The organism is Sphingomonas floccifaciens, assembly GCF_042681125.1.
Lineage (GTDB): Bacteria > Pseudomonadota > Alphaproteobacteria > Sphingomonadales > Sphingomonadaceae > Sphingomonas > Sphingomonas floccifaciens.
On record NZ_JBHUFC010000001.1, the window covers coordinates 157,966 to 180,839 of the forward strand.

Here is a 22,874-nt window from a genome sequence, read left to right on the forward strand (position 1 = left end):
CGAACGGAGTTGAGAGATCATTCGGCCGCCTCCAGTGCAGCCTCCGAATCATCCAGCGGATGGTCGAGCCGGCTGACCATTTCCTTGGGACAGACCTGCCAGAACGACCCCCGGATACGGTCCCAGTCCTCGAGCAGGCTCGCGGCGAACTTGCTGTCGGTGGCCTGGACATGACGAGCCACCAGCGCGCGCAGCACCGCTTCCCAATGACCCGACGACAGGCGGCACCAGGTCAGCGTCTCCGGGTTCACGCGGCGCTCGAACGACCCGTCCGGATCGTAGACGAACGCCATGCCCCCGGTCATGCCCGCGCCGAAGTTCGCGCCGACGCTGCCCAGGATCACCGCGGTGCCGCCGGTCATATATTCGCAGCCATTGGCACCGCAGCCCTCGACGACGACTTCTGCGCCCGAGTTGCGCACAGCGAAACGCTCGCCCGCCTGGCCTGCGGCGAACAGCTTGCCCGACGTCGCGCCGTAGAGGACGGTGTTGCCGATGATCGTGTTCTCGTTTGACGCGAGCGGGCTGCTGACCATCGGGCGCACCGCGATGATGCCCCCCGACAGCCCCTTGCCGACATAGTCGTTCGCGTCGCCGAACACTTCCAGCGTCACGCCCTTGCACAGGAACGCGCCGAGCGACTGGCCGGCCGACCCGCGGAGGCGGACGGTGACGTGGCCGTCGTCGAGCGTCGACATGCCGAACGCCCGCGTGACCGCACCCGACAGGCTGGTGCCGACCGCGCGGTGGGTGTTCCGCACGCTGTAGGTCAGCTGCATCTTCTCGCGCCGGCTGAACACGGCAGCCGCATCCTTGATGATCTGCGCATCCAGGCTGTCGGGCACCGCGTTGCGCCAGGTGTCGAGCGAATAGCGGCGCTCGGCATCGGTCGCGTCGACCTTGGCGAGGATCGGGTTGAGGTCGAGGTCGTCGAGATGCTCGGCCCCGCGGCTGACCTGGCGGAGCAGTTCGGTGCGCCCGATCACCTCGTCGAGGCTCGTCACGCCCAGCCGCGCGAGGATCTCGCGAACCTCCTCGGCGATGAAGGTCATCAGGTTGATGACCTTTTCGGGCGTGCCGGTGAACTTCTGGCGCAGCTTCTCGTCCTGCACGCAGACGCCGACCGGACAGGTGTTCGAATGGCACTGGCGCACCATGATACAGCCCATTGCGACGAGGCTGAGCGTGCCGATGCCGAATTCCTCGGCGCCCAGGATCGCGGCGATGACGATGTCGCGCCCGGTCTTCAATCCGCCATCGGTGCGCAGCTTGATGCGACCGCGCAAAGCATTGAGCGTCAGCGTCTGGTTGACCTCGCTCAGCCCCATTTCCCACGGCGTGCCGGCATATTTGATGCTTGTCTGCGGCGACGCGCCGGTGCCGCCGTTGTGGCCGGCGACCAGGATGACGTCAGCATGCGCCTTCGCCACGCCCGCCGCGACGGTGCCGATGCCGGCCGAGCTGACCAGTTTCACGCAGACGCGAGCGCGCGGGTTGATCTGCTTCAGGTCGTAGATCAGCTGCGCCAAGTCTTCGATCGAATAGATGTCGTGATGCGGCGGCGGCGAGATGAGGCCGACGCCCGGCGTCGCGTGCCGCAGCTTGGCGATCAGTTCGGTCACCTTGAAGCCGGGCAGCTGCCCGCCTTCGCCGGGCTTGGCGCCCTGCGCGACCTTGATCTCGATCTCGTCGCAGGCGTTGAGATATTCCGCAGTCACGCCGAAGCGGCCCGACGCGATCTGCTTCACGCCCGAATTGGCGTTGTCGCCGTTTTCGTAGGGCGTGTAGCGTTCCTTCGCTTCGCCGCCTTCGCCCGACACGGCGCGCGCGCCGATGCGGTTCATCGCGATCGCCAGCGTCTCGTGCGCTTCGGGCGACAGCGCGCCCAGCGACATGCCCGGCGTCACGAACCGCTTGCGGATTTCGGTGATGGCCTCGACCGAATCGATCGGCACGCCGTCCTTGGGAAAATTGAATTCCAGCAGGTCGCGCAGGTACACCGGCGGCAGGTCGCGGACCCCGCGCGAGAAGGCGAGGTAGGTCGAATAGCTGTCGGTGCCGACCGCGGTCTGCAGCGTGTGCATCAGCTGCGCGGAGAAGGCGTGGGTCTCCCCACCGTGGCGCTGGCGATAGAAACCGCCGATCGGCAGCGTCGCGACCGCGCTGTCATACGCCGCGTCGTGGCGCAGCGTCGCGTTGAGGTAGAGCGACGCATAGCCTTCGCCCGAAATCTTGGCGGGCATGCCGGGGAACAGGTCGTTGACCAGCGCGCGGCTGAGGCCCACCGCCTCGAAATTATAGCCGCCGCGATAGCTGGAGATCACCGCGATCCCCATCTTCGACATGATCTTCAGCAGCCCTTCGTCGACCGCGGTGCGATGGCGCTTCAGGCAGTCTGCCAGTCCTAGGTCGCCGAACAGCCCGCGGGCGTGGCGGTCCCGGATCGAGGCTTCGGCCAGATAGGCGTTCACCGTCGTCGCACCGACACCGATCAGCACGGCGTAGTAGTGCGTATCGAGACATTCCGACGACCGCACGTTGATCGACGCATAGCTGCGCAGGCCCCGGCGGACGAGGTGGGTGTGGACGGCCGCGGCCGCCAGCACGCCCGCGATCGCCATCCGGTCGGGACCGATCGCCTCGTCGGTCAGGAACAGCTCCGACTTGCCCTGGCGCACCGCCTGCTCGGCCTGAGCGCGGATGTCGGCGATGGCCGCCCGCAGCCCTTCCGGGCCGCTGCCGGCGGGGAAGGTGCAGTCGATATCGGCCGCGCTCATCCCGAAATGCGCCTTCAGCCGGTCCCAGTCGCTGTTGGTCAGCACCGGCGATTCGAGCACCAGCACCTTCGACGGCGCCGCGGACTGGGCGAGGATGTTCGCCAGATTGCCGAACCGCGTCTTGAGCGACATGACATGGCGTTCGCGCAGCGAATCGATCGGCGGGTTGGTGACCTGCGAGAAATTCTGGCGGAAGAACTGGCTGATGAGGCGCGGCTTGTCGGAAATGACGGCGAGCGGCGTGTCGTCGCCCATCGACCCAATCGCTTCCTTGCCGCCCTCGACCATCGGTGACAGGATCAGCTCCATGTCCTCCAGCGTCTGGCCGGCGGCGACCTGGCGGCGCGAAAGCTCGGCGCGGTCCCAGGTCGGGAGCGACGCTTCGGCCTGCGGCAGGTCGTCGATGCCGACGAATTCGCCGATCATCGCGGCATAGTCCGCCTCGCCCGCGATCCGGTCCTTGACCGCGCGGTCGTGGAGCACGCGACCTTCCTCCAGATCGACCGCGATCATCTGGCCGGGGCCCAGGCGCCCCTTCTCGATGACGGTGGTTTCGGGGACGACGACCATGCCGGTTTCCGAACCGACGATCAGCAGCCCGTCGCCGGTCAGCGTGTAGCGGAGCGGGCGCAGCGCGTTGCGGTCCATGCCCGCGACCGCCCAGCGGCCGTCGGTCATCGCCAGTGCCGCAGGGCCGTCCCACGGCTCCATGACGCTGGCGAGATACTTGTACATCTCCAGATGCGGCTTGGGCATGTCGCTCGACCAAGCCTCTGGCACCAGCATCAGCTTGGCGGTCGGCGCATCGCGTCCCGAGCGACAGATCGCTTCGAACACGGCATCGAGTGCGGCGGTGTCGGACGCGCCGGCCGGGATCACCGGCTTGATGTCTTCGCTGCGTTCGCCGAACGCGATGCTCGCCATCTTGATCTCGTGGCTGAGCATCCAGTTCTTGTTGCCGCGGATCGTGTTGATCTCGCCGTTATGCGCCAGGCAGCGGAACGGCTGCGCCAGCCACCATTGCGGGAAGGTGTTGGTTGAATAGCGCTGGTGGAAGATCGCGACGCGGCTCTCGAACCGGTCGTCGGTCAGGTCGGGGTAGAAGACCGACAGGCTCTCGGCCAGGAACAGGCCCTTGTACACGATCGAGCGGCACGACAGCGAACAGGCGTAGAAGCCCTGGATCTGTGCCGCGATCACCCGCTTCTCGATCCGGCGACGGACCAGGTAGAGTTCCTTCTCGAACTCCGCGGCCGAGGCGTCGTCGGGCAGGGGGCCGGCGATCATGATCTGCTCGATCTCGGGCCGCGTCGCCTGCGCCTTCTGGCCGATCACGGTTACGTCGACCGGCACCTGGCGCCAGCCGTAGATGGTCCAGCCGGCGTCGATGATCTCCGATTCGACGATCGTGCGGCAGGCCTCCTGCGCCGACAGGTCGGTGCGCGGCAGGAACATCATGCCGACCGCCAGCCGGTTCGGCATCACGCGGTGGCCGGAGGCGACGACGCAATCGTCGAAGAACTTCGCGGGCAGGTCGACATGGATGCCCGCGCCGTCGCCGGTCTTGCCATCGGCATCGACCGCGCCGCGGTGCCACACCGCCTTCAGCGCATCGATCGCCGCCTGCACGACGCGGCGCGACGGCAGTCCATCGGTCGCCGCGACCATGCCCACGCCGCAGGCGTCGCCCTCGAATTCGGGACGGTACATGCCTTCGGCGGCAAGGCGGGTGCGTTCGGTGTCGAGGGTGGTCATCACTTGGCCTTCCCGGTGGTCGTCGTGGTGCCGCCCTTCTTGGGCGGCGGGGGCAGGTGGGCGGTGGCTTTTTCGACGCGTGCCATCATCGCGGGCATCGCCTGCATCATCTTCGGCATTGCGCCCATCATCTCCTCCATGACTTCGGGGTCCATGAAGGTGGCGAGATAGTCGGCGGCAAACACCTTGCCCGACGGCGTCGCAAAAAAGGCGTTGATGTCGTTCAGTTGATCGAGCGTGAAGCGACGGGCGAAGGCGCGGGACAGACCGGCGCGCATCTCCGGTTCGATGCTCTCGAAGATCTTGCCCATGTCCTCCGACATGACCGTCGTCATGATGCGCATCCGCTCTTCAAAATGCGGATCCTCTGCGGCGGCCATCTCACGCAGCGTCTTTCCGCCCGTGTTCTCCTCGGGCGCGCCCAAATCCTTGGCGGTCATACCCATGGTGCGCGCCATGATCGCGTCCATCATCTTCGGGAACTGGTCCCGCATCATCCGCATGTACGTCCCCGGCGGCACGAGTGCGAGGACTGCCTTCTCGGCTGCGGCCTTGCGCGCCGGATCGACTGTAGCGGTCTGAACGCCGGGAGCCGGCGCCGTGGCAACCGGCGCCGCCTGCACGAGCAGTAGGGCAAGCAGCGCGCTCATGCCGCCACCTTCTGCGCCGAAGCCTGCGCGGTCCGCGCCTTGGCCTTCAAATACCCATGCATCCGCTCGCTGACGTCGCGGCCATCGCGGATCGCCCAGACTACCAGCGAGGCGCCGCGGACGATGTCGCCGGCGGCGAAGACGCCGTCCAGGCTGGTCATCATCGACTTGGCATCGACGCGCAGCGTGCCCCAGCGGGTGACGCCCAGCTCGCCCGCACCGAACAGGGTCGGCAGGTCCTCGGCATCGAAGCCCAGCGCCTTGATGACCAGGTCGGCCTTGACCGAGAAGCCGCCTTCCGGATCGACTTCGGGGGCGCGGCGACCGCTGGCGTCCGGCGCACCGAGCCGCATCGCACTGGCCTTCACGCCGGTCACCACATCGCCGCCCTCGAACGCCTCGGGGGCGGAGAGCCAGACGAATTCGACGCCTTCCTCCTCGGCATTCTTCGTTTCGCGCTGTGACCCCGGCATATTGGCGCGGTCGCGGCGGTAGAGACACTTCACGCTGGCCGCGCCCTGGCGGACGGCGGTGCGGACGCAGTCCATCGCGGTGTCGCCGCCGCCGATCACGACGACATGCTTGCCCTTGGCATCCAGCGATCCGTCGTCGAACGCCGGTACCGCGTCGCCGAAGCCCTTGCGGTTGGATGCCGTCAGATACTCCAGCGCCTCGACCACGCCGGTCGCGCCGACGCCGGGCGCCCTGATCGCGCGCGGCTTGTATACGCCGGTCGCGATCAGGAGCGCATCATGCTTCGCCCGAAGTTCGTCGAGCGTCGCATGCTCTCCAACCGAAAAACCCTCATGGAACATGATGCCGCCCGCCTTCAGCCGGTCGACGCGGCGCATGACGACGTTCTTCTCCAGCTTGAAGCCGGGGATGCCGTAGGTCAGCAGCCCGCCCGCGCGGTCGTGGCGATCGTAGACATGGACCTCATAACCGAAGCCGCGCAGATATTCGGCGGCACTTAGGCCAGCGGGTCCGGCGCCGATCACGCCGACCGACTGGCCGCGGGCAGGGCCAGGGACCAATGGCTCGACCCAGCCTTCTTCCCAGGCGGTGTCGGTAATGAATTTCTCGACCGACCCGATCGTCACCGCACCGTGGCCCGAGAATTCGATGACGCAATTGCCTTCGCACAGCCGGTCCTGCGGGCAGATGCGGCCGCAGATCTCGGGCATGGTCGAGGTGCTGTTCGACAGCTCATAAGCCTCGCGCAGCCGCCCCTCCGCCGTCAGCCGCAGCCAGTCGGGGATGTGGTTGTGCAGCGGGCAGTGGACCGAGCAATAGGGCACGCCGCACTGCGAGCACCGCCCGGCCTGATCCTCGGCTGCGGGCGGATTATAGCGTTCGGCGATCTCACGAAAATCCGCCGCGCGGTCGCCCGCGTCGCGCTTTGCCGGATAGGCCTGCTCGCGGTCGACGAATTTTAGCAGCTGCTCGGTAGCCATGCTCGATCCTTTCGAGCATTCGGCTATGATCAGCAAATAGACCTGTCACGCAATATCGTGACGTAAGGTCAAGTTCGTTGACCTATCTTTTCTGCGTTTTTTCGAACGTTTCGTTGCAGCGCAATAATATTGCGTGAAATTAGTCTTAATCCGGACCTAACGGGTTTTGAGCCAGACCAGAGCTGCCGATCCGGCGACGATCCGATACCAGGCGAACGGGCCGAAACCGTAACGCGTGACGACAGCCATGAATGCCTTCACGACGATCAGCGCGACGACGAATGACACCAACGCCCCGATCGCGATCAATTCCAGATCGCCCGCCGTCACCATGTCGCGATGCTTGTAGAGCTGGAGAACGGTCGCGCCGGACAGCGTCGGGAGCGCGAGAAAGAAGCTGAAATCGGCCGCCGTCCGGCGGTCGATGCCGAACGACATCGCGCCCATGATCGTCGCGCCCGAGCGGCTGACGCCGGGAATCATCGCGATGCACTGGACCAGGCCGATCTTGATCGACTGGCCGATCGAAACGCCCGAGATACCCAGCACATTGTCGGTCTTGGCCAGCCGCTCGACGATCAGGATGGCGATGCCGCCGGCGATCAAGGCCCAGGCGACGACGACGGCATTCTCCAGCAGCGCGTCGATCTGATCTCCGAACGCCAGGCCGAGGATCACCGCCGGAAAGAAGGCGAGCAGTAGGTTACGCACGAAGGCGACCGAATTCGCCTCCCAGCTGAGCAGCCCTTTCGCCACCGCCAGGAAGGTCCGCCAGTACAGCGCGACGATCGCCAGAATCGCACCGGGCTGGATCGCGATGTTGAATATCGCCCAGTCCTCCGCGCGGAACCCGAGCAGTTCGGTCGCTAGGATCAGATGGCCGGTCGACGACACGGGCAGGAATTCGGTGACCCCCTCGACGATCCCGAGGATGATCGCGGTGACGATGTCCATGACGTTCAGGCCGTGACGCGTTTGGCGAAGCGGCCCTGGCGGCGATAGCGCACGAGCCATTCCGGCGCGACCGCTGCCATCGGCGTCGGCGTAACGCCGGCTGCAGCCAGACCATTCTCCCCTGCCACGACATTGTCGCGCTGGAGCATGATCCACTGGTCGCGGGTCAGCGGCGCGCCCGGCAGGAAGCCGAAGGTGGCGAGGCCCGCGCCGACCGCGTCGGGCAGGTCGGGCATCGGCGGATGGCGCAGGACGGCGCCCGCCAGGAACTCGTGGATCTGCCGCATCGTCAGCACGTCGGGTCCGCCGAGCTCCAGCGTCCGGCCCGCAAACGCCTTGGGGTCGGCCAGCGCTGCGACGACCACGCGCGCGACGTCCTTGACGAACACCGGCTGGAACTTCGTCGCGCCCCGCAGCATGGGGACCACCGGCATCCGCGCGATCATCGCGCCGAACCGGTTGGTAAATTCATCTTCGCGCCCGAAGACGAGGGAGGGGCGCAGGATCGTCGCCGAGGGGAAGGCCGCACGAACCGCCGCTTCGCCTTCGCCCTTGCTCCGGCCATATTCGGACGCCGATTCGGGATCCGCACCGACTGCCGAGACATGGACGAGCGCGCCGACCCCCGCGTCATGCGCGGCCTGCGCGATCGTCTCCGAGCCGGTCACATGCAGCGCAGTCATGTCGGCGAAGGCGCCGACCAGGTTCACCACCGCATCGACCCCGGCGATGGCGCGGGCGACCGATTCGGGCTTGCGCACGTCAGCCGCGACAAACTGCGTCTGCCCGAGCTCGCCGAGCGGCTTGAGGAAAAACGCCTGCTTCGGCTCCCGCTGCGCCACGCGGACGCGGGCGCCGGCCGCGAGCAAAGCCTGCGCAACATAGCGCCCGACGAACCCGCCGCCGCCGAACAGTACGACCAACTTGTCCTTCATGCCCGATAACCCTTCGCGCAAATCCCGTTTCCGCCCCCATGCCGCGCACACAAGCCCGCCGCAACCCGCCCAACCGTAAAACGGGTGTTGACAGCCCCACGATCCCTCCCCTAGAGGCGCCGGCCTACCCCGTGCCCAGATGGCGGAATTGGTAGACGCACCAGCTTCAGGTGCTGGCGCTCGCAAGGGCGTGGAGGTTCGAGTCCTCTTCTGGGCACCATTTTCCTGTCGGCGGTTCGCCGCGACAGGTTTGCGCTAATTCGGGACATTTGCGCGACGATCGGCGATCGCCGCTTCGACGTCGGCTTGCGAAAGCTTCCGGCCGATCGCTGCCTGGCTAAAAGCTGGCCACTGAAAAGTTGGCAGGCGCGTTTCACATTCAAACGCGAACCGGCTTTGGATCGCGGCCGGTGGATCCGAAGATGCGCAGGTAGCGGGCGATCTCGTCGGGGTGGCCGGTCGCCTTGGAGGGATTGTCGGACAGCTTCACCGCCGGGCGGCCGTTCGCGCTCGTGACCTTGGCGACCAGGGATATCGGCTCTAGCCCATGCCCGCCGGCCGGATCGCAGCCGCGGAAATCGTTGGTGAGATTGGTGCCCCAGCCAAAGCTCGTCCGCACCCGACCGTGGAAATGGTGGTAGGTCGTCTCGATGCTGTCGATGTCCATGCCATCGGAGAAGATCAGCAGTTTCTCGCGCGGATCGCGTCCATGCGCCTGCCACCAGGCGATGATTTGTTCGCCGCCCTCGATCGGTGGCATCGAATCGGGGCGGAAGCCGGTCCAGTCGGCCAGCCAGTCGGGCGCGGCGCGCAGGAAGGCCGTGGTGCCGAACGCGTCGGGCAGCGCGATCAGCAGGTTGCCGTCATAATGCGCGCGCCATTCGTCCAGCACCGTGTAGGGCGCCGCCGCGACGCCGGCATCGTCCTTGGCCAGCGCGGCGGTGACCATCGGCAGTTCATGGGCGTTGGTGCCGATCGCTTCCAGGTCGTTGTCCATCGCCAGCAGGACGTTCGAAGTACCGATAAAGCGGCTGCCCAGTCCCTCCTTCAACGCCTCGACGCACCAGCGCTGCCAAAGGAACCCGTGCCGTCGCCGCGTGCCGAAGTCTGAGATGACGAGGTCCGGGAGGTCTTGGAGCCGTTCGACCTTTTCCCACAATCTGGCCTTGGCGCGGGCGTAGAGCACATCGAGTTCGAACCGTCCCTTGCCCCGCAACGCCGCGCGCGAGCGCAGCTCGTTGACGATCGTCAGTGCCGGGATCTCCCACATCGTCGTATGGGTCCACGGGCCATCGAAATGCAGCTCGAACTGGCCGTCCACGGCGCGAAGCTCGTAATCGGGCAGCTGGAAGTCAGCGAGCCACGCGATGAAATCCGGCGCGAACATGCGCTGCTTGCCGTAGAAGCTGTTGCCAGCGAGCCAGATCAGTTCCTTCTTCGAAAAGCGCAGGGTGCGGGCATGGTCCAGCTGGGCACGCAGTTCGGCTTCGTCGATCACGTCCGCCAACCGCACCGACTTGGAGCGATTGATCAGCGAGAAGGTCGCCTGCACGTCAGAATGCAGGTGGCGGATCATCTGCAGCATCAACAGCTTGTAGAAATCGGTGTCGAGCAGGCTGCGCACGATGGGGTCCAGCCGCCAGTTATGGTCGTAGGTGCGCGTGGCGATGTCGGTAACGGGCATGATGATCCTCAACCATTGACGAGGTGAAGGGCATTGGCGGCGGGCGCCACAGATACGCGGCGTCCCCAGTCGAACGCCAGAAAGTCCTGCTCCATGCCGTCGGCGAAGATTACGCCGCCGTCGTTCATGCGCGAGGTAACGGTGAGCGGCGCGCCGGCCAGCTTGCCGGCGCGCAGCGCAGTGCGGGTCGCGATGCTGGGGAAGGGTTCGCGAACGAAATAGGCGACCGCGCGCTCGTCGAGGCCGAGCGGCAGATGCGTCCCGGTCGCTTCCATGATCGAGCGCGCCCAGCCGGTCGCGCCGGTGCCTGATGCGACGATCAGGCCGCTGGAGCTGTGGTCTTCACGGGCATCGCCGGCAGCGATGGTATAGCGTGCCGACTGGTGACTGCGATGGCCGACGAACACTTCGTTGAGCGCGAGCAGGCGTTCGCCGGTATCGAGGCTGGCCTCGACCATCGTCCGGTGCTCGGCCGGCGCGCGGCCGGCGACGCTGGCGCGAAGCAGTTCGGGCAGCTGCCGCAACGCCAGCCGTACCAACACGCCGTCATAGAGGTCAGGCGACGGGTTGACCCCCAGCACTGGCTGGCCGGTCAGATATTTGGCGACATTGGCGACCAGCCCGTCCTGCCCGACCGGCACCACCACATCCTCCGGCCCGAACAGGAAGCGGTCGAGATCGGGCCGGTGTACCTGCGCCTGCCGCCAGTCGCCGGGCACGGCCAGCCGTGCTTGCCTGAGCGTATCGTGCAACTGGCGATGACGGTCTTCAAGCAACGCGATGCGCTGCCCGCGCGTCTCAAGGAAGAAGCGGGCCTGCTCGCGCGTGGCATGGCGCGCGAGCAGCAGTTCGTAATCGCTCTCGCGGGTGACGAAGACTGCCCGGGGGGTATTGGTCGCCATGTTAGCGGGCCGGCAGCGCCGGTGCCGCGCGGCGGAACTCGCCGACCAGGCTCGCCAACAGGTCGGGCGTGACGTTGAGATGCTCGATCGTGTCGAGTTTACCCGCCAGATCGCGCGCGGCGAGGCCGAGCAGGACAGCGGGCGGCAGGTCGCGGTAAATGGCGATGTGGGCCTGCTCGGCCTCCGCCTTCGCGCTCTCGACGGTGCGGATGCGCTCGGCCTCTGCCGCAGCCTCGACCTGCTGCGCCTCGGCTACGCCGGCCGCGCGGGTGCGGGCATTCCCCGCCTCCTCGGCGATCAGCAGCTTCTCACGACGGGCGAGCTCGGTCTTGTTGGCCAGTTCGTTCTCGGCGATCGCACGCTCCTTTTCGACCGCCAGCGCACGGCGCTCGAAGGTCGCTTCGTCGGCCTTTTGCTGGAGCGCTTCGAACGTCGGGGTCTGCAGCGCGCGCTCGAGTTCGCTGCTGGGGGCGAGGTTGGTCAGCCGGATCGCGACCACCTCGATGCCGATCTCTGCCAGCGCCGGATCGTGCGCCAACGCCGCCTGCAAGGCGCCCCGCAGCGGATCTGGCCCGGCATCGAGCAGCCCGCGCACCGGCGCCTGCGCCAGATATTGCAGAGCCGCCTGGTTGACCAGGCCGGCCAGTCGCGTCTCGATCCGCTGGATCGGCTCGGCGGTCCAGACGCCGGTGGACAGCCCGATGGTGAAGTCGACGCGCGCGGCGAGCAGTTCGGGATCGGCAACGCGCCAGGTCAGCGTGCCCTGCACCGCCACGCTCTGGAAATCCTGGCTGCGGCCCTTGACGAAGATCGCCATCTCGCGGTCGTCCATCGGCAGTTCGGCGATGCTCGCGGTCTCCGGCCGGAACCAGAATACCAGCCCGCGCCCGCTCTGGCGCACACGACCCTTGCGATAGCGGATGACGTGATTGCTGGCATCGGCACGCAATTGCGCCGCGAAACCGAAATTGCGGACATGCGCCATCATTTGTCTCCCTGGGGTGCAAGATACCGGTAGAGCTCGGCCGGACGGAACGACGCGCCGGTCTCACGTTCGCCGGTCGCCTCCAGCCAGCTGCGATCGATCATGCGGCGGCGGAATGCCGACTTGTTGAGCTTGGTGTCGAGGATCGCTTCATAGACGTCCTGCAGCGCGCGCAGCGTGAAGCGTTCGGGCAACAGGGCAAAGGCGACGGTCGAGTAATCGAGCTTGCCGCGTAACCGGCGCATCGCGAGGCTGACGATGTCGCCATGGTCGAAGGCGAGGTCGAGCGGATCGCTATCGTCGATCCGCACTTCGACCGGCCCGCCGGTCTCGCCTTTCCATGGCACCGCAATCTCGGCGAGCGCCAGGTCCGGCATCGCCTTCAACGCAGCGGCGAAGCGATCGGCTGGCAGCAGGGCGAAATAGGCGACGCTGATGATCCGGGTGCGCGGATCGCGATCGATCGCGCCGAACGTGTAGAGCTGTTCGACATAGGCATCGGCCATGCCGGCTTTCTCGACCAACACGCGGTGCGCCGCCTCGTCCAGACTCTCGCCCATTCCGACGAATCCGCCCGGCAATGCCCAGGCGCCCTCGAAGGGATGCTGACTGCGCCGCGTGAGGAGAACCGCCGGTGCGCCGTCGATGACGCTCATCAGGATCAGGTCGACCGTGACCGACAGCCGATCGAACGCGTCGGCGTCGTAGCTCTCGAGAAATGCGGCTTCGTCCATGGCTGCTGCCTTATGTTCGTTCTGCACTTTACTTATGTGCGATTCGCGTATATGTCAAATGCCGAGGAGACTAAAGATGCGACGCTTTGTCATCGTGGTGGATATGCAGCGGGATTTTGTAGCGGCCGATGGCGCGCTGCCGGTCGCGGGGGCCGAGGCGATCGTTGCGCCGATGCAGGCCTGGCTGGGCGGACTGCGGCATGAAGAGGTCGAAGGGGTGCTATTCACCTTCGATACGCATGTGCCGGCAATCTATGCGGACTCGGAAGAGGCTCGGCAATTTCCGCCGCATTGCGTGAAGGGGTCTGCCGGATGGGAGTTGGTGGTCGGTCCCGACGCTGTCGATCCGGCGATCCCCGTCTATGCGCTGGAGAAGGGCGTGTTCGACATGTGGGCCGAGCCAGGACTGTCCGTTCAGCGGATCGGCGGTACTGTGTGCGAGCGCGAGTCGTTCTTCGCCGGACTGCGACGCCGCGGTGTCGAGGAGGTGACCGTCGTCGGCGTTGCGGCGGACTATTGCGTTCGCTGGGCGGTCGAGGGGCTGATCAAGCGTGGCTTCCAGGTCGCCGTTCCCTCGGCGCTGACCCGCGGTATTTCCCGTGAGATCGAGGCGGTCGCGGAAGAGGAGTGGTCTGACGCCGCTGTCAGCGTTGAACAGTGGGCATGATACGCGACGAGAAATACCGGCGTTTGGTCCCTGAAAGGACCAAACCCCTTCCCGAGCACCTGATTTCAAAAACCCTTATCACGCGTGATGGTGGAGGGCGATGTTCGTGACGGCTGGACAGCGGCTACCGCATCACACGCAGCCGTTGCTCGATTCGAAACTTCTGAAAAGTCGAGCGTATATGTTGGATAATAAAACGGGAAAGATTCGGCGCCTTTGAAATTTTGTCGGAATGTTTGCCCGAACGTGGCCGATCTTTCCCAACAACAACAGCAAATGCGATCACGGCTGATGTTTCACTGCGTCTTGACAGTTGGGTGCGCGAGGTAGCTTTTGAGTCGATCAAGCAGACTTCGTCGACCGACATCAGCCTGCGTATTCTCGGGAGGGGCTGTCTGAAAGGCCGGACTGATTGTCGGGGGCAATCGGCCCGGTCTGTTGCGTAGAACAGCGCATCGGGCCGGGACGGACCTTCCCAGGAAAGGTGCGCATGCGACTGAGGCAGATCGAGGTCTTTCATGCCGTCTATGTCAACGGGTCGATCAGTGCGGCGGCGCGGGCGCTGAACGTGTCGCAGCCTGCGGTCAGCAAGGTGCTGCATCACACGCAGGATCAGCTCGGCTTCCGCCTGTTCCATCTCGTGCGCGGCAGGCTGATCCCGACCGAAGAAGGCCATGCCCTCGCGCGCGAGGTGAGCGACGTCTACAACCGCGTGTCGTCGCTCCGCCAAGCGATCCGCAACATCAAGGGCGCGGGCGGCGGTGGGCATCTTAGGGTCGCCGTGGTGCCGTCGCTGGGGCTCGCCGTGGCGCCGCTCGCCGTGTCGCGCTTTCGCCAGAAATATCCCGACGTCACGTTCGACGTGCAGACCGTGCATCACGCCGACGTCTTCAAGGCCTTGTACGAGCGCGAGTGCGACATCGTCTTCGCCTATGACCCGCCGCCGCATCCTCGCATGCAGCATGTGACCCTTGCGAAGGGGCGGCCGATGCTGCTGCTGCACGAACAGCGATTTGCGCATTTTCCCGATCCGGTCGCGCTGAAGCTGCTGGAATCGGAAGATCTGATCGGGCTCGGTATCACCGGCCCGGTGGGTGACCTGCTGGCGGCGGAAATCAACCGCCAGAACCTGGCGATCCGCGAAGTGGTGTCCGCCCAGACCTTCTACATCGCCGCGGCGATCGCGCGTTACGCGCAGGGAATCACCATCATCGACGAGTTCACCGCTCGAGCCTGTGCCGGCGACGGGATGGTCGTCCGGGCGATCGACCCGAAGCTGGAGTTTGCCGTCCAATGCGTGTTTCTGGAGGACAAGCCGCCGTCGTCCATGGCCAAGAAGTTCATAGATAAGTTTCGCAAGGCATTGGTAGAGCAACAAGTCCAGTCATAGATTGGTGAGAAGTTAACCGTATTGGCGATCGTGTAAAAAAGGTCGACAGGTATAACTCTGAGTTAAGTGGCCCAAAAAAAATCTTGGGTTTGCGTCGGGCTCTTTCGGATCGATCATCGCCCCACGGCCGCACTTTACCTAAACCGGGTTTTTCGGGGGGAATAGTGCGATCGCAAGGGGGTGGACTTATCTATGATCATTCGGGTCAGGCTGCGACGCGCTGTGTTGTGCAGCACTTTCCTATTCTCATTCGCTACCGGACAGGCGCAGGCGCAGGATATCGCATGGGCAAGACCCGTGCATGCGCAACAGGGGACGCGCTGGGCATCTGGTCTGACCCTGCCCACGGCCCGATCCGCTGCAGGCCGCGCTGCTTGAAGTGCGGTGCTCGGGTATGACCGGTTCGACCTTCGCGACAGACGGGTATCGCAGTCGCTTCATTCGCAAGCCGTTTCGGGCGCACACCGCGATGACGCACGACCTTCGTAAATCGGCGATCCGCACGTCGCCGACGATCGGCGACAGAACCCTGCGCAGGGGGCGCGGGCATTGGAGCGATCGCCATGCGAACGGCGGGCGCGGCCTCGTCACGTCGCGCCGGGCATTGCCCGCAACCGCCGCGATCGACGCGGAAACGAGCCGGGAACGCCGACGCCAAGCCTGACCCGATCTCGCACCGGAGGATCGCCGACATCCTGCCGGCGCCATCGACATATTTCGTTTCAAGGGGGAACTACATGCCAGCCGTCACCAAAACGTCCTCGCCGATGCGTCGCCGCAGCCTGCGGCCGATCCTGCTCGCGACCGTGTTCACGGCAGGGGCGATACCCTCGCTTGCGCAGGCGCAGACCGTCGTGAGCGCGAACACCTCGCCCAGCAGTTCCACCAGCGTCGGTGGCGAGGCGACAGTGACGGTGTCACCCGGCGTCACGGTGACCTTCACCGGGACATCGCGGTGGATATCCTACAACAGCGCACCGACGAGTGCAGGTCCGGTGATCACCAACAATGGTACGATCCTTGCCACTGCAACCACGACAACTTCCGGTGCGCGGGCGATCGATACGACCGGAAATTACACCTCGCGCTCCCTGACGCTCAACAATAACGCCGGCGCGGAGATCCGTTCGGCTCAAGACGTTCTTCGAATCTACAATCTCGAAAACAACGTCGCGGAAAATGGCACCACGATCACGGTCAACAATGCCGGCACGATGAGGTCGCTGATCGGCGACGGCATCGATCTCTTCTATGTGCCCAATGCCAATCTGCTGTTGACGAACACGGGCGTCATTAACGCCGGGGCGAACGGTATGACGTTCGGGAACGGTACGATCGAGCAGAGGGGGCAGATCGTCGCGGCGGGCACGGCGATCAACTCGAGCAGCTCCATCTCGACCCTTTCGCGCACAATCACCCTGGGCAGCGGAAGCACGACGCAGGGCGGCAGCAACGGCATTTACGTGGCCAGTGGCAACAATACCATCACCGTCGAGGGCGGCGCGAGTCTGAGCGGCGTGGCGACCGGCATCTACATGTTGTCCTCCGGCACCAACGTGGTCAATGTGCTCGCGGGCGGGAGCGTTACCGGCGCAGGAAAGCTGAAGGCTGACGGCTCGCCCGACAGCGACGGCATGTATGTAAGCGCCCTGACGCTCAACAACTACGGGACGATCAGCGGTACGGACTACGGCATTTCCGGCCAGTCCTCGACCGCGCATGTCCGGAACATCACGCTGTACGCGGGCAGCACCACCAGCGGTGGGAGCGGGGCGATCGATTTCTACGGCGGCATGAACACGATTTCGATCGAGACGGGCGCGACCGTCGTCGGCGAGGTCAGCGGCGGTGTCGCGAGCACGAACGGCTATGACACGCTGAAGCTGTTCGGCAGCGGTACCGCCGTGCTGCCGGCCATCTCGAACTTCGAGGAACTGCAGGTCAACGGCGGCGACTGGACGGCACCCGGCACGCTCAACGTGGCCACGGCCGGCGCGACGATCGCGAACGGTGCGACGCTTCGCCTCGGCAACGGCGGCACGCTGGGCAGCGTCAATGGCGCGATCGTGAACAACGGGTCGCTGTTCTTCAACCGCAGCGATAGCTACACCCAGGTCGCGGCGCAGACGATCAGCGGCAGCGGCACGCTGGAGATCGTCAGCGGCACCTATTCGCTGGCGAACGCCAACAGCTATAGCGGTGCGACGATGATCACGGGCGGCGCGTTGCGGGCCAGCGCCGACAACGCCTTCTCCTCCGCGTCGGCGATCACTATCGGGGCGAACGGCACGCTGAACCTCAACGGGTTCAGCCAGACCGCGCGGGGCGTCACCGGCGCCGGCGCCGTCCAACTCGGCACGGCGAATGCGACGCTGACCTTCGGCGCGGACAATGCCGATGCGACGCTGTCGGGTGAAATCTCCGGCACCGGCAACCTCGTCAAGACCGGAAGCGGCCTGCTGACGCTGAGCGGGACCAACAGCTTCCTCGGCACGACGACGGTCGACGGTGGTAGCCTGACCGTAACCGGCGCGCTGGCCGGCGGAGTCGCGATGAACACCGGCGTGCTGAGCGGTGGCGGCACCATAGCCGGAGCCGTGACGATGGCCGCGAACACCGGTATCGCACCCGGCACGGCGGGAACTGCCGGCACATTGCGTACCGGTTCGCTCGTGCTGAACGCCGACACCACGCTGGCCTTCGACCTGGGCGCACCCGGCGTCGCCAATGCGGCTCAGAGCGATCGCGTCATCGTGACCGGCGACCTGACGCTGGACGGCACGCTGAACGTGAACAACGTCGGCGGCTTCGGCATGGGCGTCTATCGCCTGATCGACTACACCGGGGCGCTGACTGACAACGGCCTGCTCATCGGCTCGATGCCGGCGGGCACCGACCTCAACCTCGTCTCGGTCCAGACCTCGATGGGGCAGCAGGTCAACCTCGTCTACGGCAACAGCAGCACGCTGGTGCCCGCGGTCCAGTTCTGGGACGGGTCGGGCAGTTCGGGCGACGCGGTGATCAGCGGCGGTGCGGGCAGTTGGGTCCGGGCGCTCGATTCCTGGGCGCGCAGCGACGGCGTCCGCAACGACGCATGGGGTGAGCAGTTCGCCGTGTTCGGCACGACCGGCGGCAGGGTCACGATCGACGATTCGATCCGCTTCGGCGGCATGCAGTTCATGGTCGACGGCTATGAGATCGCCAGCGGCACCGGTTCACTCGAAGCGATCGAGGCGGTCACCTCGATCCGCGTCGACCCGAACATCTCGGCGACGATTTCGACCGGCATCAGTGGCACCGGCGGCCTCGCCAAGCTGGACAGCGGCGTGCTGACGCTGACCGGCGCCAACAGCTATACCGGCGGCACCGTGGTGAACGGCGGGCGGCTGCGCTTTGCAGGAGCCGGCGCTCTGCCAGGCAACTTCACCGTGGCGTCCGCCGGCGTGGTCGAAATCGCGTTGGATCAGAGCGTGCCGACGCTGGCTGGCGACGGTCTGGTCGAGCTCGGCGCTACGCTGACGATCGGCGCGGGCGATGCCGACAGCAGCTTCGCAGGTCGGCTGACCGGCACCGGCGGTATCGTCAAGACGGGCACCGGTACGCTGCTGCTGAGCGGCGACAACAGCTTCGGCGGCGGTACCAGCCTGACCGGCGGTACTATCCGTCTGGCGGCCGGCGGTGCGATCGGTTCGGGGGCCATTTCGATCGACGCGGGCACCACGCTGGACCTGGCCGGCGTGCCGACGCAGATCGGTCAGCTGTCCGGCGCGGGCACGCTCCTGATCGGCACCGACGGGTCGCTGACCACCGGCGGCAGCGGCGACAGCAGCTTCACCGGGTCGATCACCGGCACGCGCGGCGCGCTGATCAAGACGGGCACGGGTACGCTGACGCTCAGCGGCGCGAACAGCTTCAGCGGCGGCACGACGATCTCGAACGGCACCCTGTCGATCGCCGCGGCCAATTCGCTGGCGAACGGCGGTGCGGTCCAGATCGATGCGGCGGGAACGCTGCAAATCGGCGTCAACAAGACCATCGCCGGCCTGACCGGCAGCGGCGCGATCGCGCTGGGGGGGAATACGCTGACGGTCAGCACCAGCCGGACGGTCGAATTCTCGGGCGTCGCCAGCGGTACCGGCGGCATCACCAAGAGCGGATCCGGCAGCCTCACCCTCGGCGGCGCCAACAGCTACACGGGCAGGACGGCGGTGACCGCGGGCACCGTGCTGGTCAACGGCAGTGTCGCCGGCGAAGCGACGGTCGCGAGCGGCGCGACGCTGGGCGGTACCGGCACGGTCGCCGGCGCCGTGACCGTCGCGAGCGGCGGCACGCTGGCGGTCGGTACGGCGGGGTCGGCCGGCGTGTTGACGCTCGGCAGCCTCGTGCTCAACAGCGGGTCAAACCTGAACTATGATCTGGGCGCCCCGGGCAATGTGTCGGCCAGCGATCGTCTGGTCGTCACCGGCGACGTCACGCTTGCCGGTGCCCTCAACATCACCGACATCGGCCAGTTCGGTGCCGGTGTGTACCGGCTGATCGACTATGGCGGCGCGCTGACCAACACGGGCATCACATTCGGCACGCTGCCGAATGGGGTGTCGAGCGCGCAGCTCGATCTGCAGACCAATGTGGCAAATCAGGTCAACCTCGTCGTGTCGGGGGCATTGCCCGAAATCCAGTTCTGGGATGGCGCGGGGACGGGCGGGGACGGCACCATCGCCGGCGGCAACGGCAGCTGGACGAACCAGACCTATAACTGGACCAATTCCGACGGCACGCAGAACAACCGCTGGGGCGCCCGGATGGCGATCTTCCAGGGAACGGGCGGCACCGTGACGACGGATGCGAACCTGTCGTTCACCGGCATGCAGTTCACGACCAATGGTTATGTGATCGCCCCGGGCACGGGCGCGCTGACCTCCGTGACGGCCGAGGGCAATATCCGTGTCGACGCCGGCGTGACCGCGCGCATCGACGCCGCGATCGGCGGATCGGGCGGCCTGACCAAGCTGGACAGCGGCACGCTGATCCTGGGCGGGCAGAATGGCTATTCCGGTGCGACGACCGTCAGCGGCGGGACGCTGCGTCTCGCTTCGACCAATGCGATCGCGTCCAGTTCGGGCGTGGCGCTGGAAAGCGGCGCGACGCTGGATGTCGCGGCCGATAACACGCTGGCGACGCTGTCCGGCACCGGTAGCGTGCAGTTGACCGGCACCCTGTCGGTCGGTGCGAACAATGCGGCGGGCGCGTTCGGCGGTACCTTCTCGGGGACGGGGGCGCTGGAGAAGGTCGGCAGCGGCGTCTTCTCGATCAGCGGCAGCCAGAGTCACGGCGGCGGCACGCGCGTTACGGCCGGCACGCTGCGTCTCGATGGCGCGACCGGACTCGGCACGGGGGCGGTGACGGTCGCGTCCGGCGCCACCCTCGACCTGAACGGCGCCGCGCTGTCGGTCAGCCGCCTCGCCGGCACCGGTGCGGTGACGCTCGGCACGGGTGGCGTCCTGACCGTCGCGGAGGCCGGCGCCGATGGCAGCTTCGACGGCGTCATCTCGGGTGCGGGCAAGCTGGTGAAGGCCGGCTCAGGCACGCTGACCCTGTCCGGCGCCAACACCCATAGCGGTGGCACGCGCATCGACGGGGGCACGCTCGTGCTGGCGTCGAGCAACGCGATTCCCACGTCCGGCGCGGTCGAGATCGCGTCGGCGGGTACGCTGTCGATCACCACCGCCAAGACGATCGGCGCGCTGAGCGGTGCGGGCAATGTCGCGCTCGGTAGCAATACGCTGACCGTCGGCAGCGGCAATGGCAGCAGCAGCTATTCGGGCAGCATCTCGGGGACCGGCGCGCTGACGAAGACCGGTACCGGCACCCTGACCCTGACCGGTGCCAACAGCTACACCGGCGGCACGACCATCTCGAGCGGGACGCTGGCGCTCGCGTCGGGCAGCAGCATTGTCGGACGCGTCAATGTTTCCGGGTCGACCGGTGTGCTCGACCTGACGTCCGGCAGCCGGACGCTCGAAGGGCTGCGCGGTGTCTCGGGGGCCAAGGTGCTGCTCGACCGCTCCACGCTGACGATCGCGGGCTCCGCGACCGAGACCTGGGCCGGCGTGATCAGCGGCAGCGGCGGTGTCGAGAAGGCGGGTACCGGCACGCTCACTTTCTCCGGGGCCAATACCTACACCGGCGCGACGACGATCAGCGGAGGCGTCCTCCGGGCCGGCGCGACGAACGTGATCGCGCGTAGTGCGGTGATCATGGGCGCGGGCCAGTTCGATCTGGCGAACTTTGACCAGACGATCGCCGGGCTCAGCGGGACGGGCACGGTGACGCTGGGCAGCGCGACGCTGACCGTTGGCGGGAACAATGCCAGCACCAGCTATGACGGCGTCATCAGCGGCACCGGCAATCTGGTGAAGACCGGCTCGGGAACGCTGACGCTGACCGGCGCGAACAGCTATTCGGGCTTCAGTCGCATCGACGGCGGGCAGTTGGTGATCAACGGCAGCCTGGCCAACGCCACGACGATTATCGGCAGCGGTGGTCGCCTGGGCGGCAACGGCAGCTTCGGCAGCCTCGACGTGGCGGGCCGGATCGCACCTGGCAATTCGATCGGCACGATCACGACCACCGGCAACATCGTGTTCCGCGCCGGTTCGCTCTACGAAGTCGAAACCTCCGCAACGGCGGGCAGCGACAAGGTCGTCGTCGGCGGCAATGTCCTGATCGAAGGCGGCAGCGTGCGTGTCATGCCGCTCGGAGCGGGCTACAAGGCACAGACGACCTATCAGATCGTGGCCGCGTCCGGTTCGATCACCGGCAAGTTCGCCGACGTGACCAGCGACCTGGCGTTCCTGGCGCCGACCTTGGTCTACACCGATTCGTCGGTGAACCTTCTCCTGCGCCGCACCGACATCTCCTTCGAACGGACGGCCAAGACGCCGAATCAGAAGGCCGTGGCCGCCGCCGTGCAGGCCGGGCAGTCGGGCATCGTGCTGGATCAGATCCTGGGTCAGGATACCGCAGGTGCGCGGCAGGGCTTTACCCAGCTGTCGGGCGAGCTCTACGCGGCGTTGCCGGCACTGGCGCTGCACCACGCCCGCCTTGGCCGCGATGCCGCGTTCGATCGCCTCGCCGAACCGGTCCGGCGCGGCGCGTGGATGCAGTATAATTCGAGCGACATGGAGATCGAGGGCAGCGGCACAGCCGCGCTCGATCGTCGGGCCATCGGCGTGCGCGGCGGCATCGACGTCCCGGTCGGCGACGTGCGGCTCGGGCTGCTGGCCGGCTACGGCGCCAACGATCTCGATTCACGCGTCCTGGTCAGCCGCGCGACGACCAGCGCCACGACCGTCGGCGTCTATGGCGGGTACCGCGTCGACGCGCTGAGCATAAGGTTCGGCGCCAATTTCGAGAGCAGCACGGCCAAGGTCGATCGATCGGTGGTGATCGGCGACTATGGCGATACGCTGGCCGGACGCGGAACGACCAGCATGTTCCAGTCCTATGGCGAGCTGGCTCACACTTTCTCGATGCGCCGCTGGAAGATCGAACCCTTTGTCGGCCTCGATGTCGGTCGGCTGGTATCCGACCCCATCACCGAAACCGGGGGCGCTGCCGCGCTCGACCTCGGCCGGGTCGATACCGGGGTATGGGGCGGCAAGGCAGGCGTGCGCTTCGATGGACGGCCGCCCGTCCTCGTCGGCAGCATGTTCCGTCTTACCGGTTCGATCGCGGTGCAGAGCCAGAATTTCGACGCGGTCGCGACGCGGAGCGCTCGATTCCTGGCGACCGGGCAGGGCTTCTCGATCACCGGCAACCATCCGTCGAACCTCAGTGCGACGACCGATCTCGGTCTTTCGCTGAATGCGGGCGGGGGCACGCTTTCGGTCCGGTATGTCGGCGAATTCGCGCGCAACGCGCAGGATCACGGCGTCCGCGCCACCTTCGGTTGGCGCTTGTAATCACTCACGATGGGAGATGTATC

The 22,874-nt window shown here is 66.3% G+C and carries 13 protein-coding genes and 1 tRNA gene; 5 read left to right on the forward strand and 9 right to left on the reverse strand.

What is annotated here, in order from left to right; genetic code table 11:
* Window positions 1-17: 17 nt before the first annotated feature.
* From gltB to ACFSC3_RS00850, 5 genes are all read right to left on the reverse strand, one after another.
* The gene (gltB, locus tag ACFSC3_RS00830) at window positions 18-4,532 is read right to left on the reverse strand and encodes a glutamate synthase large subunit (RefSeq protein ID WP_380937770.1); all 4,515 of its coding nucleotides are present in this window, start codon (window positions 4,530-4,532) and stop codon (window positions 18-20) included.
* Window positions 4,532-5,182, reverse strand: coding sequence for a DUF2059 domain-containing protein (locus ACFSC3_RS00835; protein WP_380937772.1), 651 nt, complete (start codon window positions 5,180-5,182; stop codon window positions 4,532-4,534). The genes gltB and ACFSC3_RS00835 overlap by 1 nt, the downstream gene beginning before the upstream one ends.
* Window positions 5,179-6,636 carry an NAD(P)-dependent oxidoreductase gene (locus ACFSC3_RS00840; protein WP_380937774.1) on the reverse strand — a complete coding sequence of 486 codons (1,458 nt, stop codon included), beginning with the start codon at window positions 6,634-6,636 and terminating at the stop codon, window positions 5,179-5,181. Before ACFSC3_RS00840 ends, ACFSC3_RS00835 begins: the two co-directional genes overlap by 4 nt.
* Window positions 6,637-6,792: 156 nt before the next feature.
* Window positions 6,793-7,590 (reverse strand): undecaprenyl-diphosphate phosphatase, encoded by a 798-nt coding sequence (locus tag ACFSC3_RS00845; RefSeq protein ID WP_380937776.1) that lies wholly within the window; start codon window positions 7,588-7,590, stop codon window positions 6,793-6,795.
* A 5-nt stretch (window positions 7,591-7,595) separates the two neighbouring features.
* Entirely contained in the window at window positions 7,596-8,525 is a 930-nt protein-coding gene (locus ACFSC3_RS00850; RefSeq protein ID WP_380937777.1) for a complex I NDUFA9 subunit family protein, read from the reverse strand.
* Window positions 8,526-8,658: 133 nt separating this feature from the next.
* Here ACFSC3_RS00850 and ACFSC3_RS00855 point away from each other — a divergent pair.
* Window positions 8,659-8,745: transfer RNA gene (locus ACFSC3_RS00855), tRNA-Leu, on the forward strand.
* 159 nt (window positions 8,746-8,904) lie between these two features.
* Here ACFSC3_RS00855 and pncB read toward each other — a convergent pair.
* Genes pncB through ACFSC3_RS00875 form a run of 4 tightly spaced genes read right to left on the reverse strand, consistent with a single transcriptional unit; the run spans window position 8,905 to window position 12,830 of the window.
* On the reverse strand, window positions 8,905-10,209 hold the full coding sequence (gene pncB / locus ACFSC3_RS00860) for a nicotinate phosphoribosyltransferase (protein ID WP_380937779.1): 1,305 nt from the start codon (window positions 10,207-10,209) through the stop codon (window positions 8,905-8,907).
* A gap of 8 nt (window positions 10,210-10,217) precedes the next feature.
* A complete protein-coding gene (locus ACFSC3_RS00865; RefSeq protein WP_380937781.1) occupies window positions 10,218-11,111 on the reverse strand; it encodes a hypothetical protein in 894 nt (297 codons plus the stop codon).
* Between the two features lies 1 nt (window position 11,112).
* Window positions 11,113-12,099 (reverse strand): SPFH domain-containing protein, encoded by a 987-nt coding sequence (locus tag ACFSC3_RS00870; RefSeq protein WP_380937783.1) that lies wholly within the window; start codon window positions 12,097-12,099, stop codon window positions 11,113-11,115.
* A complete protein-coding gene (locus ACFSC3_RS00875) occupies window positions 12,096-12,830 on the reverse strand; it encodes an NUDIX hydrolase (RefSeq protein ID WP_380937785.1) in 735 nt (244 codons plus the stop codon). The genes ACFSC3_RS00870 and ACFSC3_RS00875 overlap by 4 nt, the downstream gene beginning before the upstream one ends.
* 76 nt (window positions 12,831-12,906) lie before the next feature.
* Here ACFSC3_RS00875 and ACFSC3_RS00880 point away from each other — a divergent pair, with 76 nt between their 5' ends.
* The 4 genes from ACFSC3_RS00880 (at window position 12,907) to ACFSC3_RS00895 (ending at window position 22,851) form a co-directional block, all read left to right on the forward strand.
* Window positions 12,907-13,497, forward strand: coding sequence for a cysteine hydrolase family protein (locus tag ACFSC3_RS00880; RefSeq protein WP_380937787.1), 591 nt, complete (start codon window positions 12,907-12,909; stop codon window positions 13,495-13,497).
* A gap of 490 nt (window positions 13,498-13,987) precedes the next feature.
* A complete protein-coding gene (locus ACFSC3_RS00885; protein ID WP_380937789.1) occupies window positions 13,988-14,887 on the forward strand; it encodes a LysR family transcriptional regulator in 900 nt (299 codons plus the stop codon).
* Window positions 14,888-15,281: 394 nt separating this feature from the next.
* Complete coding sequence (locus ACFSC3_RS00890) at window positions 15,282-15,551, forward strand: hypothetical protein (protein ID WP_380937791.1); 270 nt, start codon at window positions 15,282-15,284, stop codon at window positions 15,549-15,551.
* 73 nt (window positions 15,552-15,624) lie between these two features.
* Complete coding sequence (locus ACFSC3_RS00895) at window positions 15,625-22,851, forward strand: autotransporter-associated beta strand repeat-containing protein (RefSeq protein ID WP_380937793.1); 7,227 nt, start codon at window positions 15,625-15,627, stop codon at window positions 22,849-22,851.
* Window positions 22,852-22,874: the final 23 nt, after the last annotated feature.